The organism is Psychromonas algicola, assembly GCF_004378355.1.
GTDB lineage: Bacteria > Pseudomonadota > Gammaproteobacteria > Enterobacterales > Psychromonadaceae > Psychromonas.
The window spans coordinates 33,490-49,202 of the sequence record NZ_SNUB01000004.1; the positions used below are offsets into that span (position 1 = coordinate 33,490).

General features: G+C 37.7%; 12 protein-coding genes and 1 pseudogene. 4 read left to right on the forward strand and 9 right to left on the reverse strand.

Translation table 11 applies throughout. The features are described from left to right. Positions 1-83: 83 nt before the first annotated feature. From hflC to tsaE, 8 genes and pseudogenes are all read right to left on the reverse strand, one after another. Positions 84-950, reverse strand: coding sequence for a protease modulator HflC (gene hflC, locus E2R67_RS03000; RefSeq protein WP_134289462.1), 867 nt, complete (start codon positions 948-950; stop codon positions 84-86). Continuing rightward, positions 950-2,131, reverse strand: a complete 1,182-nt coding sequence (gene hflK / locus E2R67_RS03005) for an FtsH protease activity modulator HflK (protein ID WP_134289463.1) — start codon at positions 2,129-2,131, stop codon at positions 950-952. Before hflK ends, hflC begins: the two co-directional genes overlap by 1 nt. Positions 2,132-2,268: 137 nt before the next feature. Beyond that, positions 2,269-3,600: a ribosome rescue GTPase HflX gene (gene hflX, locus E2R67_RS03010; protein WP_134289464.1), complete on the reverse strand. Its 1,332-nt coding sequence runs from the start codon at positions 3,598-3,600 to the stop codon at positions 2,269-2,271. Between the two features lie 286 nt (positions 3,601-3,886). Then, positions 3,887-4,114, reverse strand: coding sequence for an RNA chaperone Hfq (hfq, locus tag E2R67_RS03015; RefSeq protein WP_134289465.1), 228 nt, complete (start codon positions 4,112-4,114; stop codon positions 3,887-3,889). 177 nt (positions 4,115-4,291) lie between these two features. Continuing rightward, a complete protein-coding gene (gene miaA, locus E2R67_RS03020) occupies positions 4,292-5,227 on the reverse strand; it encodes a tRNA (adenosine(37)-N6)-dimethylallyltransferase MiaA (protein WP_134289466.1) in 936 nt (311 codons plus the stop codon). A 1-nt stretch (position 5,228) separates the two neighbouring features. After that, positions 5,229-7,088 (reverse strand): DNA mismatch repair endonuclease MutL, encoded by a 1,860-nt coding sequence (gene mutL, locus E2R67_RS03025; RefSeq protein ID WP_134289467.1) that lies wholly within the window; start codon positions 7,086-7,088, stop codon positions 5,229-5,231. A gap of 1,238 nt (positions 7,089-8,326) precedes the next feature. Beyond that, positions 8,327-9,673, reverse strand: a pseudogene (locus tag E2R67_RS16990) (N-acetylmuramoyl-L-alanine amidase); the annotation flags it as partial. Further along, a complete protein-coding gene (tsaE, locus tag E2R67_RS03035; protein WP_134289469.1) occupies positions 9,670-10,128 on the reverse strand; it encodes a tRNA (adenosine(37)-N6)-threonylcarbamoyltransferase complex ATPase subunit type 1 TsaE in 459 nt (152 codons plus the stop codon). The pseudogene E2R67_RS16990 and the gene tsaE, both read right to left, overlap by 4 nt. A gap of 330 nt (positions 10,129-10,458) precedes the next feature. On the opposite strand from tsaE, the gene queG reads away from it, so the two are divergent. Then, the gene (gene queG / locus E2R67_RS03040) at positions 10,459-11,652 is read left to right on the forward strand and encodes a tRNA epoxyqueuosine(34) reductase QueG (protein ID WP_134289470.1); all 1,194 of its coding nucleotides are present in this window, start codon (positions 10,459-10,461) and stop codon (positions 11,650-11,652) included. Between the two features lie 54 nt (positions 11,653-11,706). On the opposite strand, the gene tsaD is transcribed toward queG, so the two are convergent. Continuing rightward, positions 11,707-12,732, reverse strand: a complete 1,026-nt coding sequence (tsaD, locus tag E2R67_RS03045; protein WP_134289471.1) for a tRNA (adenosine(37)-N6)-threonylcarbamoyltransferase complex transferase subunit TsaD — start codon at positions 12,730-12,732, stop codon at positions 11,707-11,709. Positions 12,733-13,015: 283 nt separating this feature from the next. Here tsaD and rpsU point away from each other — a divergent pair, with 283 nt between their 5' ends. The 3 genes from rpsU to dnaG all read left to right on the forward strand — a co-directional run bounded on the left by rpsU (position 13,016) and on the right by dnaG (position 15,685). Then, positions 13,016-13,231 carry a 30S ribosomal protein S21 gene (rpsU, locus tag E2R67_RS03050; RefSeq protein WP_025563760.1) on the forward strand — a complete coding sequence of 72 codons (216 nt, stop codon included), beginning with the start codon at positions 13,016-13,018 and terminating at the stop codon, positions 13,229-13,231. A gap of 18 nt (positions 13,232-13,249) precedes the next feature. Continuing rightward, the gene (locus tag E2R67_RS03055; RefSeq protein WP_134289472.1) at positions 13,250-13,693 is read left to right on the forward strand and encodes a GatB/YqeY domain-containing protein; all 444 of its coding nucleotides are present in this window, start codon (positions 13,250-13,252) and stop codon (positions 13,691-13,693) included. A gap of 243 nt (positions 13,694-13,936) precedes the next feature. Further along, the gene (dnaG, locus tag E2R67_RS03060) at positions 13,937-15,685 is read left to right on the forward strand and encodes a DNA primase (RefSeq protein WP_134289473.1); all 1,749 of its coding nucleotides are present in this window, start codon (positions 13,937-13,939) and stop codon (positions 15,683-15,685) included. Positions 15,686-15,713: the final 28 nt, after the last annotated feature.

The following is a 15,713-nucleotide window of genomic DNA, read 5'->3' on the forward strand; positions in this document are numbered from 1 at the left end:
AATTGCAGATACAAAAAAGGCCGATAAATCGGCCTTATTACAATGAGTTAGTACACTTTTATAAAAAGTGATTCAGCAAAAATTTATTTTTGACTGCCCATATATTTAAAGAAATCAGAGTCAGGACTTAATACCATTACGTCTTGTTTGTCTGCAAAGCTTTTTTGGTAAGCTTGCATACTACGCATAAAGGCATAAAACTCAGGATCTTTAGAGAAAGCCGCAGAGTAAATCTTCGATGATGCAGCATCACCTCGACCACGAATTTCAGCTGACTCTTTATTTGCTTGCGCTAACATAATTGACACTTTACGGTCGATATTCGCGCGGATCACTTCAGACTTCTCTTGACCCTGTGAACGATGCTCTTTTGCAACCGCTTGACGTTCAGCACGCATACGCTTGTAAATACTATTGCTCACACCATCAGGTAAGTTAATGCGTTTGATGCGAACATCAATCACTCGAATGCCTAATTCAGAAGAACGCGCCATACGCTTTAACGCCGTTTCCATGACTTCTCCACGCTTACCAGAAACAATATCAGTAATAGTATGAGAGCCAATTTCATTACGTAAACCGTTATTAATTTTACGTTTTAATAACGCTTCAGCTTGCATTTTATTACCGCCAGTCGCTAAGTAATAAACGGCTAAATCTTCTATTTGCCATTTCACGTAAGAATCGATAATTAAATCTTTCTTTTCTGAAGTAACAAAACGATCAGGTTGATCATCTAACGTTTGTATACGTGTATCCATGGTACGAACAGAATCGATAAATGGCACTTTAAAATGTAAGCCAGGTGCAAAAACAACAGGCTGACCTTCACTATCACGCTTTACTTTACTGAATTGCATCACGATACCATGCTGCCCTTCAGACACAACAAACGCGCTGGTCATAAAGACAAACAATAGAATGGCTGGCAGGATTAATAATTTCTTCATTAGTATGTTCTCCCAGTGCTACGAGTACTTGATGAAAGTCTATCGCTGCTTGTTGCACGTTCGTTTTGATCCGCTTCTTCATCGGTACGAGAACGCGTTTCAATTTCAGTTTCAACAGGTAAAAGCGAAGCAGAGTTGTTACTGTTACTCATTAATTTATCAAGTGGTAGGAAAGTTAAATTTCCACCCGATTTATTATCAATTAACACTTTTGAACTCTTACTTAACACTTGCTCCATTGATTCAATATATAAACGCTGACGCGTCACTTCAGGGTTAGCCTGATATTCAGGTAACAACTGATTAAATTTAGCAACGGCACCTTGTGCTTGTAAAATAATACCTTCTTCATAAGAACGTGCTTGTTGTTCAATTCGTTTCACTTGACCACGAGCAATCGGTTCTTTCTCACGCTCATAAGCTTCAGCTTCACGTACAAAACGCTCTTCATCTTCTTGTGCTGCGATTGCATCATCAAAGGCATCTTTAACTTGTTCTGGTGGACGTGTTTCTTGTAAATTCACATCAACAATATCAATACCCAAATCATAAGGTGCAATGATTTTATCTAACATTTCCCATGTTTCTTGACGAACTACTTCACGGCCAGTCGTTAGTGTATCGTCCATTGTTGAGTGACCAACAACAAAACGTAAAGAACTATCTAATGCTTGCAATAAACTATTATCAGCATTGGTTACGCTGAATAGATATTTTTCAGGCGCAACGATACGGTATTGAACCTCCATCGCTACTCGAACAATGTTTTCATCTTCAGTTAACATGAAGCCACTAGTAGGCATAGTACGGAAAGCTTCAACATTAATTGGAATGATTTGGTCAATAAACTTTGGATTCCAATGTAAGCCAGGCTCTACTTGAGAGTGGTAAGCACCTAAGCGTAATACAACACCACGGTCAGATTCTTTTACTGTGTACCAGCCACTCGCAAACCAAACAACGGCTAAAACAGCAACAACAGCAATTGCAACAAACTTGCCTCCGCCATTACCACTTGTCGGTCCTTTTGCTGGTTTTTTACCAAACAAACCACCTATAGTGTCAGAGATCTTTTGAAAGATAACATCAAGATCTGGTGGACCTTGTTCGTTCTTTTTGTCGTTTTTGTTCCACGGGTCCTGATCTTTTTTATCATCCTTTCCCGGTTCATTCCAAGCCATGTTAGCTCCCGATTTACTCATAATTTGAATTAAGAAATTCTGTTTAATAATGAATCATTTAACAGAATTTACCCTACACTAAAATTCTTACTGCAATGTAACAATGTTCACTCTAATAATAAAGCCTTTATGACATATTAGGTCCAATCTTCTTTTTCTAACTCTTCTACAGTTTGATAATTAGGATCAACTATAAACTTCTCTATGTAGTCTCCTTCTTGTTTTATCAACCTTTGCCAATCAGTGTTATTTAAACGAATGTCGATAACACAATCACCATTCTCTGCATATTGTTCATTCTCAATACACTCTAATTCATAAAATAATGCACGTAATTTACCTTCAGCAGGCGGAATAGATAACTGTAATGAACGTATTTGCCCAGATAACAAATGAGTTAACGCTTCAAACAGTAAATCAACACCTATATCTTTTTGAGCTGACAACCAAACTCTAACAGGCTTACCTAAGTCATCATAATCAATACGTGGCTCAGGTGTTTCTAGCGCATCAATTTTATTCATAACCATAAGATGAGGCACTTCACCTGCATCAATTTCATCTAATACATGATTAACCGCATCAACGTTTGCAAGATAGTTTTCATCTGAACAATCAACAACATGCAATAGTAAAGTCGCTTCACGTGTTTCTTGTAAGGTTGCTTTAAAAGCAGCGACTAAATCATGTGGTAAATGACGAATGAAACCTACTGTATCAGCCAAGATACAAGTCCCCACATCATCCACCGATATTTTACGTAACGTTGGGTCAAGCGTTGCAAACAATTGGTCTGCCGCATAAACTTTTGCTTCAGTAATCTGATTAAATAAAGTCGATTTACCCGCATTGGTATAACCAACCAAAGAAACCGTTGGGACTTCATTACGTAGACGAGAGCGACGCCCTTGTTCACGTTGTTTAGATACTTTCTCTAATCGTGACTTAATTGTAGTAATACGCGCGCCGAGCAATCGACGATCAGATTCAAGTTGTGTTTCACCTGGACCACGCATCCCAACCCCACCTTTTTGTTTATCAAGGTGAGACCAACCACGCACTAGGCGACTCGACATATAATGTAATTGGGCTAATTCTACTTGTAACTTACCTTCGTAAGTACGTGCTCGTTGTGCAAAGATATCCAAGATGAGTGCGGTTCTGTCTAATACTAAGCACTCACAAAGTTCTTCCATATTACGCAGTTGCGCTGGTGTTAATGCATGATTAAATATAACAATATCAGCTTGCATGGTATGAACAGTATCAGCAATTTCTTGTGCTTTACCTGTTCCAACAAAAAATCGAGCATGAGGAGATTTTCTAGGACCAGTAACGGTTGCCACTGGATTAACCCCTGCTGAACTGACTAACAGCTTTAATTCATCGAGGTCTTCTTTATTATTTTCATCGGTAAAAGAGATGTGAACTAAAACAGCCTGTTCACCGGCTTCGTAACGATCAAACAATTAACTCTCCAATATACTCAGTTTTATACCAATTACATTAAATAAGTGTTCTAAATTTTGCGTAGAAAAAATGGCTTAGTTCAAGGCGTAAGTTGAGATAAAGGGTTGTTTCCTTTATCTCAACTTATAACGAAGAAATAAGTTATTTTAACAAGTAAAATAGATCAGTTAATTAGTATAATTGGCATTATTAACAAATGAGCCTTAATCGTACCACAGCTAAACAATCATTAGATAGAACACTAACTTGTATATTGGTAAGTTAATTCATAAAAACAGTAGAAACTTATTCTTCGTGAGGAATACTTGGTATATCACGAGTTGGCACAACGGTAGAAATCGCGTGCTTATAAACCATTTGGCTTACCGTATTTTTTAATAAGATAACAAATTGGTCAAAAGATTCAATTTGCCCTTGTAACTTAATGCCGTTTACCAAGTAAATTGCAACGGGAATGCGCTCCTTGCGTAGTGTATTCAAGAAAGGGTCTTGAAGTGATTGTCCTTTTGCCATGAGATATCCTTATTATTATTATGACTAACGAATATGAGTATAGAGAAAGGTTAGAAAAAAACTGACGAAAATTGTGAAACATTGATCAGTAACACTTTATAACGCCTGTATTTATAATAACCACGATTTATATCATGCTTTTTTATTGCTGTTTATTTTATTTTGTTTATTGATAGATTAAAGTGTAGACCTAATTTTATCAAAATTATTTATATCAGCACTTTCTAACCAAGTAATTTCTTGTTTCCAACCGCGTAACCAAGTCATTTGCCTTTTAGCAAGTTGTCTTGTTGCAACCACGCCTCTAAAGCGCATTTCTTCTCGGTCTAATTTACCTTCAATAAATTCCCACATTTGTCGATATCCTACGCAGCGCATAGAAGGTAAATCTAAATGTAAATCACCGCGATCATATAGACCCTGAACTTCTTGCTCAAATCCAGCAGCTAACATTAAATCAAAACGTTTTTCTATACGCTCATGTAATACAGATTTCTCTGCTGGAGCGATAGCAAACTGTTGAATATCAAAGGGAATTGGTTCACTTTTTACAGCAGTTAATTCAGTCATGCTTTTACCACTAATACGGTACACTTCAATTGCTCGTGCTAATCGTTGTGGATCATTCACATGAATACGCCGTGCTGAAACGGGGTCAATTTCTCTTAATTCATCGTGCAAAGCTTGCCAACTTGATGCTTCGACTTGTTTTTCAATACTGGCTCTTATTGCAGGATCTGCACTTGGTAAAGGAGATAAGCCTTCAACTAATGCTTTGTAATAAAGCATGGTACCGCCCACTAATAATGGCGTATTTCCACGAGCCACAATATCATGCATCAATGCCAGGGCATCATCACGAAAATCCCCAGCGGAATAACTTTGTATAGGGTCAATGATATCAACTAATAAATGTGGCGCAAGTGCTTGTTCTTCTGTACTTGGTTTTGCCGTACCAATATCCATGCCTTTATAGATTAAAGCCGAATCAACACTAATAATTTCGCAGCGACATTCTTGCGCGAGTTTGATCGCTAAATCAGTTTTTCCAGAGGCCGTCGGCCCCATTAAAAAAATAGCTTTAGGAAGTGAACTTGTTTTAACGTCACTCATATCAGTGAACACCTTGTATTAACAATGATAGATCCGGTTGCTTAAAGCAGCATTTTAACTCAGCCTCAGAAAAGCGAGCTAATGATTTCAATAACGACTCAACTTCCACGACCGATGGTGATTTTTTTGTTTCATGTTCAAATAATAATTCAGCAAGTTGGTCACATAATCTTTTGACACTTTCCTCTGCATCATCAGTAATGACCTGAGTTGAAGCAAATAATTTAGCTAAAATAGCAGCAACAGGAGCATGACGAAAAGCGCTAGGCACCTGATTAACAATAATAAATTTAGATTGGAATTTATAACTAAACCCCAAACGATTTAATAATTGATTAGACTGCTCTGCAATTGTTGCCATATTTTGGTCTGCTTCAAAACGAACAGGTAATAACAAAGGTTGAGAAATAACTTCTCCATCTTGCCAAGCAGTAAACAAGCGTTGTGAAACGAGATGTATATTCGCTTTAGATAATGACATTAATAACAGGCCATTATTAGTTAGCTTACTGAAGGGCAAATGATTTACTTTTAATAATGCATATTCAGAATTAATAAAGGCAACCACTTGATGACTTAAGTTAACTTCTTCTGTTGCAACAAAGGTTTCACTGTTGTTATTAGGTGCAATAGGTTGTTGGTAAGCTTCAGCAACAAAATCGCAATAGGCATCCACTTGTTGATCACTTAAACCTACATTTGCAGCTTGATGAGCCCCACCAGAATACCCTTGAACTCTAGAAGGAGATTGTTGCGTACCATATTCCACCTGTTCATGAAAATGGCTAGGCGGTTGATATGAATGCTCTACCAATCGCCCTTGTTCATTTGCCGTTGCTACATCATTTTGATGACTCAGTAACGAGCTATCGTTAAGCGTAATATTTAATGTACTGCTAATAAAATCATGCACCCAACGTGCTTGATGAAATCTGACTTCATGCTTCGATGGATGCACATTAACATCGACTTCCTTAGCATCACATTCAATATAAATAATGTAACCGGGAAACATGCCCTGCGGCAAAAAGTGAGCATAAACTTGCTTAATAGCATGATTAACTAATTTATCGCGGATCATACGACCATTGATATAACAGTATTGCACATCTGCGAGTGGACGAGGAGATAGTCGGTCTGATACCCAACCAGATATTGTTAATGCTTGATCTGAATGTTCAAAATGCAAAGCATGTTTCATAAACTGTTCACTACAAATCGCAGCAATACGTTTTTCTTGTTGTTTTTGCTCTGGCGCAGCACGGTATTGCCTAACCACTTTATTGTTATGTTTAAGCGTAATGGCAATATCAAAACGACTCAATGCAATACGTTTAATGAGCTCGTCAATATGTTGGAATTCGGTTTTCTCAGTTTTTAAAAAACGGCGTCGAGCAGGCGTATTAAAAAACAAATCTAAGACTTCAACCGTTGTACCTTGAGGATGAGCGGCGGGTTGAACATTTACTTCCATGTCGCGACCTTCTGCAATCGCCTGCCAAGCTTGTTCTTGCTCGGCAGGTTTAGAAGTAAATGTTAAACGAGAAACAGAACTCACACTGGCAAGCGCTTCTCCCCTGAACCCCAAACTAACAATCGCTTCTAAATCATCAAGATGGCTGATTTTACTTGTTGCATGTCGGCTTAATGCTAAGGTAAGTTCTTCTTTACTTACCCCTTTGCCATTATCTTTAATGCGAATGCATTTAGCGCCACCCTGCTCGATTTCAATATCAATACGAGTTGCGCCTGCATCTAAACTGTTTTCTACAAGCTCTTTAACCACAGAAGCTGGACGTTCAACAACTTCTCCGGCTGCTATTTGGTTGGCTAACCTAGCAGGCAGTATTTTAATAGACATAATAATAAACCCGTAGACTAGCTGATAGGAATAGTAAGCACTTGCCCTATTGCAAGCGATTTAGAACGTAATTTATTCACAGAAACAATCACACTTGTTGTTGTGCCATAACGTTTTGCAATAATTGATAATGACTCACCACTGCGTACTTTATGTTGAGTTTTAGTAATTTTTTTCGTAGGTATTTTTAGTTTTTGACCAATTGCTAAGGAATTAGATCGTAAATTATTATGCACTTTCAATTGTAGTGCTGTAGTGCCATACCTTTTAGCAATGGTTGATAAGGACTGCCCACTTCTTACGGTATGCACACTTGGTTTAATCACTGCGATATAATTGGCACTTGGAATTTTTAATTGCTGCCCAATCGCTAATTGTGAAGAACGCAATTTATTATAAGCTTTAAATTGTTCAGATGTACGACCGTAACGTTGCGCAATAACCGATAAAGACTCACCACGTTTTACTTTATGAATCGTTGGAGTACTGGCTTTAAAAGATTGCCCAGAATAAACAGGCACTTTAATAAATTGCCCAATTTCTAATGTTGTTGATCTTAACTTATTATATTGTTTCAACGTGGCAAGGTTAACCTTGTATCGTTGTGCAATGGCGGACAAAGTCTCACCACGCTGTACTTTGTGCATCAACTCTTTCTGAGCGATAGTCACGCCAGATGCAGGAATTTTTATTTGTTGCCCAATTGACAGCGTTGTAGAGCGCAACCCATTATAAGATTTTAACTGCGCAGTGGTTTTATTATATTTCGCAGCAATTAAAGATAACGACTCACCACGCTTAACCTTATGATTGATTTCCTTTTGAGCCACAAAATTAGGTACCGAAGACGGTATTTTAATTTTTTGCCCAATGGTTAACGTTGTTGAATGTAAATTATTGTAAGCCTTAAGCTGTGCAGTTGTTTTATTATATTTAGCGGCAATTAAAGAAAGAAACTCGCCACGCTTAACTTGATGCACGACTTCAGTCTCAACGCTTGCATTGGATGAGAATGAATCAAAGCCACCACCTGGTATTTTAATTTTTTGACCAATCGCTAAAGAAGTTGAACGCAAATTGTTGTACGACTTCAGCTCTGTAGTGGTTTTGTTGTATTTCACTGCGATCAGAGAAAGCGATTCACCACTTTTTACAACGTGTGTAACAAAAGGTTTAATATCTAATGTTGATACATTTGAGTTAGTTGATTCTGCTTTAGCTACCGCATGGTAATTAGTAGGAATGCTTAATACTTGCCCAATCTGCAAAATATCTGATTTTAATTGATTGTGTTGTTTTAACTGAGAACGACTAATACTGTAACGCTTAGCAACGGCAGACAAAGACTCACCACGAGCAACAGTATGTTTTAAAGTTCGTTTATTTTGAGCAAATAAAGTACCTTGAGGTGGCGTGTCGCTGAAGTGTTTATAAATCCCTTTATACACAGCATTGGCTATTTTATTTTGGAACCCAGCTTGGTTTAACAAGCGTTCTTCAGTGCGATTAGTTATAAAACCAGCTTCCACTAAAATAGAAGGAATATCAGGAGATTTCAGTACCGCTAAGCTTGCGTGTACAGGTTTTTTCTTGTGCATATGAGTTACTTTAGATAATTCAGTATTCACCAAATCACCAATGGCATAACCCACTCCCATGGCGTTTCCCATGGACATATCAAGTAGCATTTTATTCAAAAATGGGACACTATCGGAATCTTGAATAATATCACCAGCCCCACCTAGTAGCTCAGAATGGGCTTCATGCTTTTCCATCCATTGACCTAATTCAGAAGTCGCTCGACGATTAGAAAGTACCCAAACAGAAGCTCCGCGAGGACGACTAGAAGTGAATCCATCGGCATGAATTGAAACAAGAAAATCCGCTTTCCCTTTACGTGCAATTTCAGAGCGTTTGTTTAAATTAACAAAGTAATCCCCCTTTCTTATTAAGAAAGCCTGCATCCCTTTTTGAGCATTAATTTTTGCAGCTAAACGCTTCGCAATTTGAAGCGTCACTTTTTTCTCATAAGTATATTTACCTAGAGCACCGGGATCATCTCCCCCATGCCCTGCATCAACGGCAACAATAATGTCTCGGCCATCTTTAGCAACAGCAATGGATTTCGGAACCACCACGACTTCTTGCTTATTTGGTAAATCAATTACTAAACGATGACCGTAAGGTTTAGCCGGAGGTAAACTAAAAACAGTGGCTTTGCTGCTTTCTTTTAAATCTAAAACAAGACGAAATGCGCCAGCTTTATCCGTTGAACTTGCTCTTACATCTTTAACAACCGGACCATCACCAACAATTTCATCTAAATTGGCTTTATTGATGGTTGAGTTTAAATCGATCACTAAACGATCAGGTTTAGTCAGATAATGAATTTCATAACTTGGTTTTTGACCAAGATCGAGAACAACCCTTGTATTATCAGGGGACGGCCAAACACGTACATTTTCGAGCTCATTTTTTTCAGCAGCAATAACACTAAAACTCGGCAAAACAACCGCTAAGCACAAAAATCGAGCAAATGTACTTAACACTGAATTAACCGATAAAAATGCATTCTCAACTATCATAATTGTTCTAATACTCTTAACCCAACATCTGTATTTGCTTGCAAAGTAATTTCTCGCTGTTCGCCAACATAGGCAATCGTTAAATCAATATCCGGCTCAGGTAAAAAGCCAACACCCTTTTCAGGCCATTCCACTAAACAATGACTTGTATCGCCAAAATAATCACGTATCCCCATAAACTCTAATTCTTCAGGATCAGATAAACGGTAAAGATCAAAGTGATACACTTGCCACTTTGATAATTCATAGGGCTCAACCAATGTATAAGTTGGACTTTTCACATTGCCAACATGCCCTAAACCTTGAATAAACCCACGCGTTAAGGTTGTTTTTCCTGCACCTAAGGTCCCATGCAAATAAATACATGTGGCGACATCACAAACTTGACTTAAGCGCTTCCCAAATAAAACGGTTTGCTCAGAATCTAATAATTTTTCTTTTAACAAAGTAGGCATTTGGTTTCACTAACATCCAATATAAATAAAGAGTACTCAAGGTTAATTGATTATATAAGAATATGCATATTAATAAATATTCTAATATTGAAATTTTTAATAACCAGATAATAGCAGAAATCACCTGTTTCATGCCACCTCTCGCCACGTTAGAATGCAACACAAACGACAGCTCAGTGCTAATGAAGACATTAATTTCTGTTTATTGTTCAATACAATCTATGAGTTATACGAAAAAACAAAGTTTTAGAGTGTGTTAAACTCAGCCAGCAAGGTTAAAATGACAGTTTCAACTTACATTTCTTACTGCTAACAATTAAAAAGTTAATCATGACAAATACGCAATCCCCTACAGCGCCTCAATCAGAAACTGCATCCAATAAATATGCAAGTCTATCGACTGATGATTTAGCAAAACTCGCTCAAGATATAAAAGATTGGGGAAAAGATCTTGGCTTTCAAAAAGTTGGGATCACTGATATTAACTTAGCAGATCAAGAAGCCAACTTACAAAAATGGTTGGATAACGACTACCACGGCGAAATGGATTATATGGCAAAACACGGAATGAAACGTGCTCGCCCCGATGAATTATTACCCGGCACCGTTAGAGTTATTTCAGCAAGAATGGATTATTTACCTGAAGAAGCTCAATTTGCTTCAAACCTAGAAAGCAAAGATCTCGCTTATATAAGTCGTTATGCATTGGGGAGAGATTATCATAAAGTACTGCGAAAAAAGCTAAAACAACTTGGTGATAAAATTCATAGTGAAATTAGTGAGTTAGGCTTTCGCCCTTTTGTAGACAGTGCGCCAGTATTAGAGCGTCCATTAGCAGAAAAAGCAGGCCTAGGCTGGGTTGGTAAACACTCACTATTGTTAGACAAAGACTCTGGCTCTTGGTTTTTTATTGGCGAATTATTAATTGATTTGCCCTTGCCTATAGACGCAGCATTGGAAAATCAATGTGGAAGTTGTGTTGCTTGTTTAAAAATCTGCCCAACTCAAGCAATTGTTGCCCCTTATGTTGTAGACGGGAGACGTTGTATTTCATATCTCACCATTGAATTACAAGGTGCAATTCCCGAAGAATTTCGTAAAGCCATGGGGAATCGTATATATGGTTGTGATGACTGCCAGTTAATTTGTCCTTGGAATCGCTTTGCGGAAACAACTCAAGAGCCAGATTATCAAGCAAAAGACTTCTTACAAAAACAACCTTTAATAACTTTGTTCAATTGGTCTGAAGCAGAATTCTTAAAAAATACCGAAGGGTCGCCGATCCGTCGAATTGGCTATCAACGTTGGTTAAGAAATATAGCTATTGCTCTAGGCAATGCACCTAGCAGTATTGAAACCATTACGACATTACAAAATAAGTTATCAGCAAGTGAAGATGAATTGGTTAACGAACATATAGAATGGGCTTTACAAGAGCAGCAACAAAAACTCCCTATTAAAGCGGATAGATTGAATTTACGTTTGATTAATAGCGTCAAAAAAGGATTACCAAGAGACGCTTAAATTAGTTAGCAATCATTAAACCCGTATAAACGTGTTTAATGATCGCAACAAACCTTATGCCGGTTCATTAACACTTGAAAGATCTTGCAAAGGCCAGCGAGGTTTTGCTTTAATCTCAAGATCTTGGAAATGCCCAGCTTTCAAACGTTGCATGCCAGCATAAGCAATCATTGCACCATTATCCGTACAAAATTCACTACGTGGGTAAAACACTTCACCACCCAATTTTTTCATTGTTTCTGCAAGTTGCTCACGTAAAGCACTATTTGCACTTACACCACCTGCAACAATTAAACGTTTTAAACCTGTTTGTTTTAAAGCACGTTTACATTTAATCGCAATCGTATCAATCACCGCTTCTTGGAAAGCGTAAGCGATATCAGCCTGTGTTTGTGCATCGTCACCTTCCTTTGCAATAGTCACTGCAGCAGAGGTTTTTAAGCCACTAAAACTAAAGTCTAAACCCGGACGATCTGTCATAGGACGAGGAAATTTAAAGCGCCCTGCAACACCTTGTTCTGCCATTTTAGCTAAACGCGGTCCACCAGGATAATCTAATCCTAATAATTTCGCGGTTTTATCAAAAGCTTCACCCGCCGCATCATCAATACTTTCACCTAATAAAGTGTATTCACCGATAGCATCAACTTGCACTAGTAAGGTATGTCCGCCAGAGACTAACAAAGCAACAAAAGGAAAATCAGGTTTGTTCTCTTCTAACATAGGCGCTAATAAGTGACCTTCCATATGATGCACAGCAATCGCTGGTTTATCCCATGCAAATGCCAAGCTACGCCCAATACATGAACCAACTAATAATGCTCCTACTAAACCCGGACCTGCTGTATAAGCAATGGCATCGATATCGTCTTTAGTGCAATTAGCGAGTTTAAGTGCATCTTTAATTAATGGTATGGTTTTACGAACATGATCACGCGAAGCAAGCTCTGGCACAACGCCACCATAATCGGCATGTAACTTAACTTGACTATATAATTGGTGCGACAACAACCCTTCTTGGTCATCATAAACGGCAATCCCCGTTTCATCGCATGATGTTTCAATGCCTAAAATTCGCATAATAAACAGCCCTATATAATGTTATCGCTGATTATCAAAATGACCTCAGCTTACTTAAAATAAAAAATTAAACGCATTCTATCGGAAAAGTACAATAAACACTGATTTTTTTCTTTATACTGACAATAAAGAAGCCGATCTAAAGATCATTAGGATCTTTACGCATTTTTCATCAAAATTAATACGGAATTTCTTTACATTTGCCCCTGAATAGGATTAAAATCTCGCACCAATTTAAATGCACTGGTCAATTTACGACCGTAACCATAAAGGTAATAGGCATATGCCAGTAATTAAACTTCGTGAAAACGAACCATTTGACGTAGCACTACGTCGTTTTAAACGTTCTTGTGAAAAAGCAGGTATCTTAGCAGAAACACGTAAGCGTGAATTCTTCGAAAAACCTACTACAGTTCGCAAACGTGCTAAAGCAGCAGCTGTTAAACGTCACTTGAAAAAACTTTCTCGTGATAACGCTCGTCGCGTACGTCTATACTAGAATAGTTAGAGGTTCTTAATGGCTTTAAAAGCAAGATTAAAAGAAGAACTAAAGCTAGCAATGCGCGCTAAGGATAAGTTTCGTTTAAAAACTATCCGCTCATTACTTGCTGCAGTGAATCAAATTGAAATCGACGATAAAGTTGAACTGAATAATGATGCTGTTACGGCAGTCGTTGTTAAATCAGTGAAACAACGTAAAGATTCAATTAGCCAGTTTGAAAAAGCTGAGCGCAACGATCTTGCTGATATTGAAAAAACAGAACTTGCTATTTTAGAAGAGTTTTTACCCCAAGCACTTACTTCGGAAGAAGTAGAAGCACATATCAAACAAGCTATCGCATCAGTAGATGCAAAAGGCATGCAAGATATGGGTAAAGTGATGGGTGTACTCCAAAAAGACATTCAAGGGCAAGCAGATATGGCAGAAGTAAGTAAACTTGTAAGAGCTAACTTACTTTAAGCTGTTTGTTCGTTGTTGATTAAAAAAGCCTCAGCTTAATTAATAAGTCTGAGGCTTTTTTGTTTAATCACAATCATACATCGTTATGTTAAGCCTTGAAAAAAAAGTTATAGATTAGATAGAATAAGTTGTAAAATGCTCCACTTAATTTAATTAACTTTCATTGAACCAATTAGACCTTCAGCTTTCTACTTATAATAAATATACCTAACATTATTCAATTTACATTTATAGGATCCAACAATGGCTGGCCGTATTCCTAAAAATTTCATCGATGACCTTATCTCACGAAGTGATATCGTAGATGTAATTGATAGCCGCGTTAAATTGAGAAAAAAAGGTAAAGATTATCGTGCTTGTTGCCCTTTTCATAACGGCAGTAATAACTCTTCATTTTCAGTAAGTTCAGATAAACAGTTTTACCATTGCTTTAACTGCGGCGTGAGTGGCAATGTAGTGACATTCTTAATGGAATACGATGGCATTGAATTTGTAGATGCTGTTGAAGTACTTGCAGAGCAGCTTTCCATTGAAGTACCACGCGAAGAAACCGGCCACAAACAAAATGCAACAAGTTATGTAGATAGAAAAGATCTGTATCAATTAATGGCAGATATTACCCGCTATTATCAACAACAACTACGTACTCACAAAAACAGTGAAAAAGTCATTAGCTATCTAAAAAATAGAGGGCTATCGGGTAAAACCGCCAAATACTTCCAAATTGGTTATGCCCCTGACGGTTGGGATGAAGTGCGTAAAACCTTTGCCATTAATAAACAAACAGAACAGCAATTGATTGATGCCGGCATGTTGATCAGTAAAGATAACGGCGGTAGCTATGATCGCTTCCGTGACCGTTTAATGTTCCCGATTCTTGATCGCCGAGGCAGAGTGATTGGTTTTGGTGGGCGTGTATTTGACGATACAACACCTAAGTATCTGAATTCGCCAGAAACACCTATCTTTCATAAAGGCAAAGAACTTTATGGATTATATCAAGTCAAACAAGCTGAAAAGGATGTAAAACGCATTCTAGTGGTTGAAGGTTATATGGACGTAGTTGCCTTAGGTCAATTTGATATTAACTACGCCGTTGCATCACTAGGAACAGCCACCACACCGGATCATATTCAACTATTATTCAGACAAACAAGTGAAGTCATTTGTTGTTTTGATGGTGATAATGCAGGAAGAACAGCCGCATGGCGAGCACTTGAAAATGCCCTTCCCGCTATTCAAGACGGTCGAACGTTACGCTTTATGTTTTTACCCGATGGTGAAGATCCTGATAGTTTGGTTCAAAAAGAAGGTAAAGACTTCTTTGAAAAGCTAATTGATCAAGCGATGCCGCTTTCAGACTTTTTATTTCAACAATTGTTAACCCAAGTTGATATGCGCAGTGCCGATAGCAAATCAAAATTAGCACAACTGGCTATTCCGCTATTAACTAAATTACCAGACTCTGTATTCAGACAAATGATGGAAACCCGTTTAATCAGTTTATTGGGGATTGAAAAAGAAGGTTTGCAGAAACTATTACCTGCGCCTCAAGCTGTTGAAAAAAAAGCAACATCACAAAAAATAACACCAATGCGTTTAGCTATTTCGTTGCTATTACAAGATCCACAAATGGCTTATCAATTGGCAGAAATACCAGAATTTAAAGAAATGCAGATACCGGGCTTAACTCTTTTGAACTCACTACTTGAAATATGTAGAGTGACCCCCCATCTATCTACTGGTCTATTATTAGAACATTGGCGTAACGAACCTGAAGAAAAACTATTAATTACACTAGCAACTTGGAAACACCAAGTACAAGAAGATAAATATGAAGAAGTATTTTTTGATATATTAGATAAATTTTTATCAATGCACCTTACGCAACGTATTGAATTTTTGAAACAAAAATCAAGGCAAGGTGAAACTTTAACAAAAGAAGAAACGTTACAATTAACTCAACTTATAAAAGAACAAAAACAGCATTAATGGGATTAGCATTAAATTTAATTTAGGC

Coding starts and splice junctions, on each gene's coding strand:
- hflC (WP_134289462.1), bottom strand. CDS start 950: ATGAAGAAATTATTAATCCTGCCAGCCATTCTATTGTTTGTCTTTATG.
- hflK (WP_134289463.1), bottom strand. CDS start 2,131: ATGGCTTGGAATGAACCGGGAAAGGATGATAAAAAAGATCAGGACCCG.
- hfq (WP_134289465.1), bottom strand. CDS start 4,114: ATGGCAAAAGGACAATCACTTCAAGACCCTTTCTTGAATACACTACGC.
- miaA (WP_134289466.1), bottom strand. CDS start 5,227: ATGAGTGACGTTAAAACAAGTTCACTTCCTAAAGCTATTTTTTTAATG.
- mutL (WP_134289467.1), bottom strand. CDS start 7,088: ATGTCTATTAAAATACTGCCTGCTAGGTTAGCCAACCAAATAGCAGCC.
- tsaE (WP_134289469.1), bottom strand. CDS start 10,128: ATGCCTACTTTGTTAAAAGAAAAATTATTAGATTCTGAGCAAACCGTT.
- queG (WP_134289470.1), top strand. CDS start 10,459: ATGACAAATACGCAATCCCCTACAGCGCCTCAATCAGAAACTGCATCC.
- tsaD (WP_134289471.1), bottom strand. CDS start 12,732: ATGCGAATTTTAGGCATTGAAACATCATGCGATGAAACGGGGATTGCC.
- rpsU (WP_025563760.1), top strand. CDS start 13,016: ATGCCAGTAATTAAACTTCGTGAAAACGAACCATTTGACGTAGCACTA.
- E2R67_RS03055 (WP_134289472.1), top strand. CDS start 13,250: ATGGCTTTAAAAGCAAGATTAAAAGAAGAACTAAAGCTAGCAATGCGC.
- dnaG (WP_134289473.1), top strand. CDS start 13,937: ATGGCTGGCCGTATTCCTAAAAATTTCATCGATGACCTTATCTCACGA.